General features: G+C 61.5%; 7 protein-coding genes. All 7 read right to left on the reverse strand.

Annotated features, from left to right (window positions below):
• Window positions 1-27: 27 nt before the first annotated feature.
• A complete protein-coding gene (gene tauD / locus AACS24_RS21065; RefSeq protein ID WP_108571899.1) occupies window positions 28-879 on the reverse strand; it encodes a taurine dioxygenase in 852 nt (283 codons plus the stop codon).
• The gene (gene tauC / locus AACS24_RS21070; RefSeq protein ID WP_108571900.1) at window positions 876-1,703 is read right to left on the reverse strand and encodes a taurine ABC transporter permease TauC; all 828 of its coding nucleotides are present in this window, start codon (window positions 1,701-1,703) and stop codon (window positions 876-878) included. The genes tauD and tauC overlap by 4 nt, the downstream gene beginning before the upstream one ends.
• On the reverse strand, window positions 1,700-2,494 hold the full coding sequence (gene tauB, locus AACS24_RS21075; RefSeq protein WP_375124385.1) for a taurine ABC transporter ATP-binding subunit: 795 nt from the start codon (window positions 2,492-2,494) through the stop codon (window positions 1,700-1,702). Before tauB ends, tauC begins: the two co-directional genes overlap by 4 nt.
• Window positions 2,495-3,469 (reverse strand): taurine ABC transporter substrate-binding protein, encoded by a 975-nt coding sequence (gene tauA, locus AACS24_RS21080; RefSeq protein ID WP_108571902.1) that lies wholly within the window; start codon window positions 3,467-3,469, stop codon window positions 2,495-2,497.
• A gap of 391 nt (window positions 3,470-3,860) precedes the next feature.
• A complete protein-coding gene (locus AACS24_RS21085; RefSeq protein ID WP_108571903.1) occupies window positions 3,861-4,964 on the reverse strand; it encodes a YdcF family protein in 1,104 nt (367 codons plus the stop codon).
• A 283-nt stretch (window positions 4,965-5,247) separates the two neighbouring features.
• The gene (locus tag AACS24_RS21090) at window positions 5,248-6,000 is read right to left on the reverse strand and encodes a DNA/RNA non-specific endonuclease (protein WP_108571904.1); all 753 of its coding nucleotides are present in this window, start codon (window positions 5,998-6,000) and stop codon (window positions 5,248-5,250) included.
• A gap of 241 nt (window positions 6,001-6,241) precedes the next feature.
• Window positions 6,242-7,548, reverse strand: a 1,307-nt coding sequence (locus AACS24_RS21095; protein ID WP_258223015.1) for a fructose-specific PTS transporter subunit EIIC, incomplete at its 5' end; no start/stop codon positions are given.

Here is a 7,548-nt window from a genome sequence, read left to right on the forward strand (position 1 = left end):
GATGCCTCCCTCTTTCGTTGTTGGGCGTCAAGAGGCGCGCCAGAACGGTTTGTCGCCGAGCACGGTCGCCCGATGCATGATGCGCCGGGCTGGCAGATAGTCGGCGTTGGCATAGTGCTGAGTGACCCGGTTGTCCCAGATGGCGATGTCGTTTTCTTGCCAGCGCCAGCGCACCTGATACTCGGGCTTGCTGACATGCTTGAACAGGAAGGCGAGCAACGCCTCGCTCTCTTGCCTCGGCAAGTCGGGCAGGCGGGTGGTGAACCCTTCGTTGACAAACAGGGCCTGACGGCCACTGATGGGATGGATGCGGATCACCGGGTGGCGCAAGGGAGGATGGCGGGTTACTGCTTCTTGCCAACGTCCGTACTCCTCCGGGCTACCGGTGTGGCGATGGGCCGGGAACGACTTGCTGAAGTCGTGTTCGGCCTCCAGTCCCGCCAGCAGTTGTTGCAGCCTTGGGGAGAGCCCCTCGAAGGCGGCGATGCCGCTGGCCCACAGGGTGTCTCCGCCGACCGGCGGCAACTGCTTGGCGGCCAGAATGGCCAGCGCCGGGGGCGTCTCGATAAAGGTCACATCGGTATGCCAGTTGTCGTTGTCCGGTGGATTCCCGTTGTGGGTGTCGAGCACGATGATCTCTTCGGCCTCGGGCGCATGGGGATAGATGGGGTGGGTGTGCAGATCGCCGAAGCGGTTGGCCAGCGCCCGTTGAGCCAGAGGGGTGATGGGCTGGTCCCGAAAGAACAGTACCTGATGGCTCAACAGGGCCTGATGGATCTGCCCAAAGTGGCTATCGCTCAAAGGTTCAGCCAGTTGAATGCCGCTGATCTCGGCACCGATGTGGGGGCCGAGGGGGGTGATTCGCAGGGTATTGCTCATAGTCCTTCTCCATGCCACGGCGTCAGGCGACGCTGCAGCGCACGTAAACCAAGTTCCAGAATGAAGGCGATCAGGGCGATCACCAGAATGCCCGCCAGCACCACGTCGGTGGCGAGAAACTCGCCGGCGGATTGCACCATAAAGCCCACGCCACGGGTGGCGGCGATAAGCTCGGCTGCCACCAAGGTGGACCAGCCGACCCCGAGCCCGATGCGCAGCCCGGTCAAGATTTCCGGCAGGGCGCCGGGCAGGATGACGTACCACAACACCTGCCAGCGGGTGGCGCCCAGCGCCTGGGCGGCCCGCAGTCGCACCTGCTGGGCGCTCTGCACTCCCGTCAGGGTTGCCATGGCCACCGGCGCGAAGATGGCGAGATAGATGAGCAGCACCTTGGAGGTCTCGCCTATGCCAAACCAGATCACCATGAGTGGCAGGTAGGCGAGCGGGGGGACCGGTCGGTAGAGCTCGATCAGCGGATCCAGCATGCCGCGCACCGTGGGGCTCAGCCCCATGGCAATCCCCACCGTTACCCCGAACAGGGCCGCAGCTATCAGGGCGATCAGGATGCGCTGCAAGCTGGCCGCGAGATGCTGCCACAGGGTGGCATCCATGAATCCCTGCGGCCCGGCAATGGTGATGAACTGGTGCAGTACCTGCTCGGGGGGCGGCAAAAATAGAGGGCTTATCCAGCCAAGGTGCGCCACCAGCCACCAGATAGCCAGCAGGGTGGTCAGGCTAAGCAGGCTCACACCAAGCCGGCGTGACAGGGGCCAGCGCAGGCGCACAGTGGCGGGGAGTGCCGAGGATGAGAGGGCGGCTGTCATGCAAACTCCTCCCGTTCGGCGAAAACCCGGCCGAGCACATATTCACGCTGCTCGATGAAGGCTGGATCCGACTTGATGCTGCGGCACGACTCACCGGCGGCGAAGCGGCGGCCAAAATCCAGGGTCAGTCGCTCGGTGATCCGGCCCGGGGCAGGGGAGAGCAGCACCAGCTCGGTAGCCATGAATACGGCCTCCTCGATGTCGTGAGTGATGAGCAGCACCTGGCGGCGCTGCTCGTGCCACAGGCGCAGCAGCAGGGTCTGCATCTGCTCGCGGGTAAAGGCATCGAGGGCGCCGAAGGGCTCGTCGAGCAGCAGCAGTTGCGGCTGGGTGGCCAGCGCCCGGGCGATACCGACCCGCTGACGCTGACCGCCGGAGAGCTGCCAGATGGGTTTGGCATGGGCCTCTTCCAGCCCCACCTTGCGCAACATGGCCAGGGCCCTCGCTTCGCGCTCCGGGCGGGGCAGACCGGCCAGCTGTAGCCCGAAAGCCACGTTGTCCAGCACGTTGCGCCAGGGCAGTAGTCCCTCGTTCTGGAACACCACCCCCCGCTCGGCACCGGGGCCGGTCACCGGTTTGCCTTGCAGGCTGATCTCGCCCTGATGGTGAGTGAGAAAGCCTGCGATAAGGTTGAGCAGAGTGGTTTTGCCGCAGCCGGAGGGGCCGAGTACCACCATCAGCTCCCCCGCTTCCAGCGTGAGGTTGATGTTGTCGAGCACCCGTTTGCCGTCGTAGTCGGCACAAAGGTGGGTGAGTTGCAGCATGGCAGCCTCCGGGTTACTTGGGGTCATTCAGCGGGCCTGGGCCTTGACGAAACGGTCGGTCACGTACTGGCTGTAATCGCTGCCGGCGCTCTGCACCTTGCCTTGCTCCTTGAGGAAGCGGGCCGTGTCCACTATGGTCCGGTTCACCAGCGCGGCGAGCTCGTCGCTCTGCTGCCGGGCAGTCAGGTAGGTGTTGCCTTTGACCAGCCCGGGCACGTCAGTGGCCGGTACGCCGCTCAGTGCTGCCAGCTTGGCGAGGTTGTCCGGCTGTGCCAGCCAGCCTGCCGGGTTGTCCAGATAGCCGCGCTGGGCCGCCAGAGTACTGTTGACGAAGGCCTGCACTACCTCGGGGTGAGCCTTGGCAAACTCCTTGCGTACCACCCACACATCGAGGGTGGGCGCGCCCCATTCACCCACCTGGGCCGAGTCGGTCAGCACCTTGCCCTCCCGAGCCAGTTCATTGAGGGCCGGTGCCCAGACATAGGCGCCATCTATGTCACCCCGTTGCCAGGCAGCGATGATGGCGGGCGGCTGCAGATTGACTATCTGCAGGCTGGCCGGATCCACGCCCCAGTGTCTGAGGGCGGCCAGCAGGCTGTAGTGGGTAGTGGAGGTAAAGGGCACGGCGATGCGTTTGCCAGCCAGCGCTTTGGGGGAGGCGAGCTCAGGCTTGACGACCAGCGCTTCCGAATTGCCGAGTTTGGAGGCAAGCAGGAACACCTCGATAGGCACCTGCTGGCTGGCGGCCACCGCCAGCGGGCTGGAGCCGATATTGCCGATCTGCACGTCGCCGGAAGCGAGTGCCCGCACCACGCTGGCACCACTGTCAAACTTGAGCCACTTCACCTTGGCGCCACTGTCGCGGGCAAAGGTGTTGTCGGCCTGGGCCACCTTGGCTGGCTCGGCCGAGGTCTGGTAGGCCACAGTCACTTCGACGGCGTGGGCCTGCAGGCTGAGAAGGGCGAGGGCTGTCAGCCAGAGAGAATATCCTTTTCCTATCATGATGCTATTCCGTTATCTGGGGTGTGGAATAGCCGTTTTCCCATTTATTGGCCTGACAATGAAATAACGAAAATATTGTTGTGGCGAGCAATGGTTCTTAGAAAAAGAGCGGTAAATCAATGCGTTTATTTATATATCCCAATAATCGCAGTCGATATCTGTCAGGTGAGAAATGTCGTCTGAATATGTTCCTCGCGGTGAGATTGTCCACCCGATACATGGCGGTATGGTCACCTCGCCTGATCAGACAAAAGACGGGGTTGTGAGCGATAGGGATACGGAACAATGAGCGGTGGCGGCAAAACGAAAACCGTTTTGTGGCAATGCTAAAACCCGCCGGGGTGGCGGGCTTTATGGTTTATCACGGATGGTTCAGCGTGAACCCGGCTGATCAACGCTCAATCAGTGGCGCCGAGCGGTAGCTCCACATACCGTAGGTACGCAGCACGTCGCGGTAGATGCCGAGCAGCTCGCTCTGGCTCACGCTTGCCAGATCCTCGAGTGGCTTGTCGGGGAAGCTGACGCTCACCACCTGCAGCCCGGCCGGGCCGGTCTGATCGCAGGCGGTTTCAAGCACCGCCTGACCGCGGCGGACATGGCTGGCGGAGCTCACCAGCACCGCGTAGTTGATCTGATGGCGGGCGAGGGCATAGGCGCTGTAGAGACCATTTTCCACCGTACTGGTGGCGTAGTTCTCCTCGATGAGGCGGCTGCGGTCGATGCCGTGATTGGCCAGCCAGTCGGCCATCAGCTTGCCTTCGGTCTGGTGATTTTGCGGCACCCCGCCGGTGAGGATGATGAGCGAATCGGGATCCGCCTTGGCGAGCTTGAGAGTGGCTTGCAGTCTGCCCAGCAGGATCCGGTCCATGGTGCCGTCGGGGTTGAGGGCATAACCCAGGGTGACGATGGCGCGTTTGCCCTCTTTGCTTGCCTTGAGCTGATCCTCGGTCAGCTCGGTCTGCAGCGCCATGGTGGTGACCCGCTGTACCCTTGCGATGATCTTGTCCAGATCGGCGGCGCGCCCGCCGTTGCGATCTGCAACTTTGGCCAGGGCGGTGCGTGACGCCTCCTTGTTACCCTTCACCAGCTGCCAGATGGCGAGGTAGCTGTTGATGTCGAGGTCATCGGGGGCGACCGCCTGCGCCTGCTCCAGCTGCGAGATGGCGCGGTCGATATTGCCGTTGTAGATCTGGGCGTTGGCCGCCGAGATAAGCAAGTCGGTGCGATAGGGTTCGAGTTTGTAGGCGGCCAGCAGCCGGTTGGTGACCAGCTCCATGTTGCTCGGCATCTTGGCGGTAAAGCCGGCGTGGGAGATCTTGGCCGGCGATTTGTAGATCTGCTGCGCTTCGGCCAGCAGCATGTCCACCACCTGGCGCTTGCTCACCAGGGTATTGAGGTCGCTCTCTATCTGCATCGAGCTGTCGGCCGCCTGCAGGGCGAGGGGGGAGAGAGCCAGCAGGCCGCTCAGCGTCAGGGCGAGAAGGGTCTGTTTCATCGAAGGATTCCTCGGTCGGGCTGATTGCCACAGCGCGCCGCCAGTTGGCAGCGCCAAGCAAAGTCGCGTCAATTCAGCCGGTTAGTACCAAAACAGGCGGGCAATATAGCAGTTATCGGGGCGTCAAACTGTGAGTCGGGGCGAGTCGTGGGGGATGAACCGCGTTCCCGGCTGCTCTTCCAGAAGGGCAGGGGGAGCGGTTTTCCCCCTGCCATCGGGAGCATTGGCTCCCCAACCTATCTGTTATTTGGATAGATTAATTATCAATCTATCCAAATTCGAGTTAGTTCCACATCGGGGAGACACGGGCTTCCAGCGTCTCCTGCTGCTCTTCGGGCATATCGCTGAAGAAGTTGAGGTGAGTCTGCTCTTCCACTTCACGCACCGACACCCGGTAGTCGGCGATCTTGCTAACGGGAATATCCTGTTGCGGCATGATAAAGGCGATGGCCTGCAGTTTGGCCGGATCCATCACGATCTTGTAGTAGGCGCTCGGGATCGTCACACCCTGACCGATGGACTCTTCAGAGCCGGTAAAGATGGGGCCGGTGATGACCTGCACATCCTTGCGGCTGATAGCCCATTGACGTGCCTTCTCCTCCAGAATGCGCCACGCCTTCTGGTTGAGGGCTGGCAGCTGGGGTGTCATGTTGGTCAGCAGGAAGCTCTGCTTCATGGTGATATCGGTGGCGGCCATGTCGGCCGCAGGAGCCTGATGGCCACGGTCGTAGCCAGATCCCTTGTAGTCCGACAGCGTTGCGCGATAGGCGACCGGCACCTCCTTGTCTTCGGCAAAGGCATCTTTGCGCTTGATCTTGCCCTGTGCGCTCTGGGCGGTCATCCGGTAGGACACCCACTCGGAGACCTTGTGGTCGTAGTTGTAGCCTGCGGCATAGCCGTCGCGGCACAGTTTCTGATCCGCTTCGGAGGGGGTGCCAAAGCGGATGTGTTCCCCGCAGACAAAGCCCGCAGCAAAGAGCGGTGCAGTGCCGAGGGAGAGGGTGACAGCCAGAACCAATTTATTGATTTTTATCATTTTTGTGATGCTCCAGTTTAGTAGGCCGCATCATTTGATACACATCTCGAAGGAGCTTCAATTGCAGCTTGATGACACTTTCCGGATTTGTGACGTCTCGCCAAGATCTGTCGCGTGGATGGCTAATGTGTTTTAAGTCAACGTCTTTCACCATGAGATGATGGAGAGTTGATTGAGGCTAAAAACAAGGGGCCCACAGCGGGCCCCTTGGTTTGGTACAAGATTGCGAGGGTCAGTCGGCTCAGGCCGCCTGCTCTCCCTTGTCTGCCAGCGTGCGGGCCAGCAGCGCTTCCGGGTTGTGGATCGCCTCCTTGGTCTTCACGTCGATGACCTCGATATCGGTGAAGCGCTCGCGGTTCTTGATTGCCACGTCGTGGGCGAAGATGACGCAGCGGGCGTTGGCGACATCCTTGGCGGTGATGCGGTTGATGATGCCGTTGGCGCCCTGGGTCTCGACCTTGATCTTGATCCCCTGTTTGGCGGCGGCCTTCTGCAGACTCTTGGCGGCGAGGAAGGTGTGGGCTACGCCGGAGGGGCAGGCGGTGATGGCCAATACGTCTGCTTCCCCTTCCGCTTCAATCACCTGATAGTCGCTATCTGTGGTGGTGACCTCTTCCTCTTCACTCACCGGTTTTTTCAGAATGTTGACGATGACGGCTGTGGTCAGGGCGCCGAGGATGGTGCCGAGGATATAGCCCATCTTGCCTTCCACCACCGGCAGCACAATCCAGCCACCCCAGGGGGCGTGGTTGATGCTGTGCATCATGAAGCCGGTGATGTTGCCGACGATGCCGCCTGCCACGATGGCCGGGATAACGCGAACGGGGTCAGCGGCAGCGAACGGGATGGCACCTTCACTGATACCGATCATGCCCATGATGGCGGCCGCTTTGCCGGATTCACGCTCTTCCTTTTTGTAACGCTTCGGAGACATGAAGGTTGCCAGTGCCATGCCCAGGGGTGGTACACAGATGGCGATACCAACACCGCCCATCAGCCAGGGCTGGGTGTTGACCTGAGTCTGGGCAAACAGGGTCGCAACCTTGTTGACCGGGCCGCCCATATCGAAGGCGGTCATGCCACCCAGGATGGCACCCAGCATCACTTTACCTGATCCCGCCATGCTGGAGAGCCAGTGGTTCATCCCCTCCATCATGGCGGCGATCGGGGCACCGATCCCCCACATCACGATGCCGCACACCAGGAAGGTACCGATCAGCGGATAGATGAAGATGGAGCCAAGGGAACTCATGGAGTCCGGCAACTTGATCCGTTTGAGCTGATTGACCACGAAGCCTGCGATAAAGCCCACCAGAATGGCGCCGAGGAAGCCGGTCTGATAGTGCTGAACGGCAATCCAGGAGCCGATCATGCCCGGCGCCAGGCCCGGTTTGTCAGCCAGCGAGTAGGCGATGTAGCCGCCCAATACTGCGGTAAACAGGGTCAGGCCGGCGATACCCATGGTGGCCATGTCCTTGAGGAAGCCCGCTTCCGGCACCGCACCCTTGCCGCTCAGCATCACTGACAGCGACAGCAATACCCCACCCG

Origin of the sequence: Aeromonas sp. HMWF016, from assembly GCF_963878195.1 — a bacterium.
GTDB lineage: Bacteria > Pseudomonadota > Gammaproteobacteria > Enterobacterales > Aeromonadaceae > Aeromonas > Aeromonas lacus.

Bases quoted from the DNA above. Each gene is read 5' to 3' on its own strand.
- AACS24_RS21085 (WP_108571903.1), bottom strand. From the start codon at position 4,964: ATGAAACAGACCCTTCTCGCCCTGACGCTGAGCGGCCTGCTGGCTCTC.
- tauA (WP_108571902.1), bottom strand. From the start codon at position 3,469: ATGATAGGAAAAGGATATTCTCTCTGGCTGACAGCCCTCGCCCTTCTC.
- AACS24_RS21090 (WP_108571904.1), bottom strand. From the start codon at position 6,000: ATGATAAAAATCAATAAATTGGTTCTGGCTGTCACCCTCTCCCTCGGC.
- tauD (WP_108571899.1), bottom strand. From the start codon at position 879: ATGAGCAATACCCTGCGAATCACCCCCCTCGGCCCCCACATCGGTGCC.
- tauC (WP_108571900.1), bottom strand. From the start codon at position 1,703: ATGACAGCCGCCCTCTCATCCTCGGCACTCCCCGCCACTGTGCGCCTG.
- tauB (WP_375124385.1), bottom strand. From the start codon at position 2,494: ATGACCCCAAGTAACCCGGAGGCTGCCATGCTGCAACTCACCCACCTT.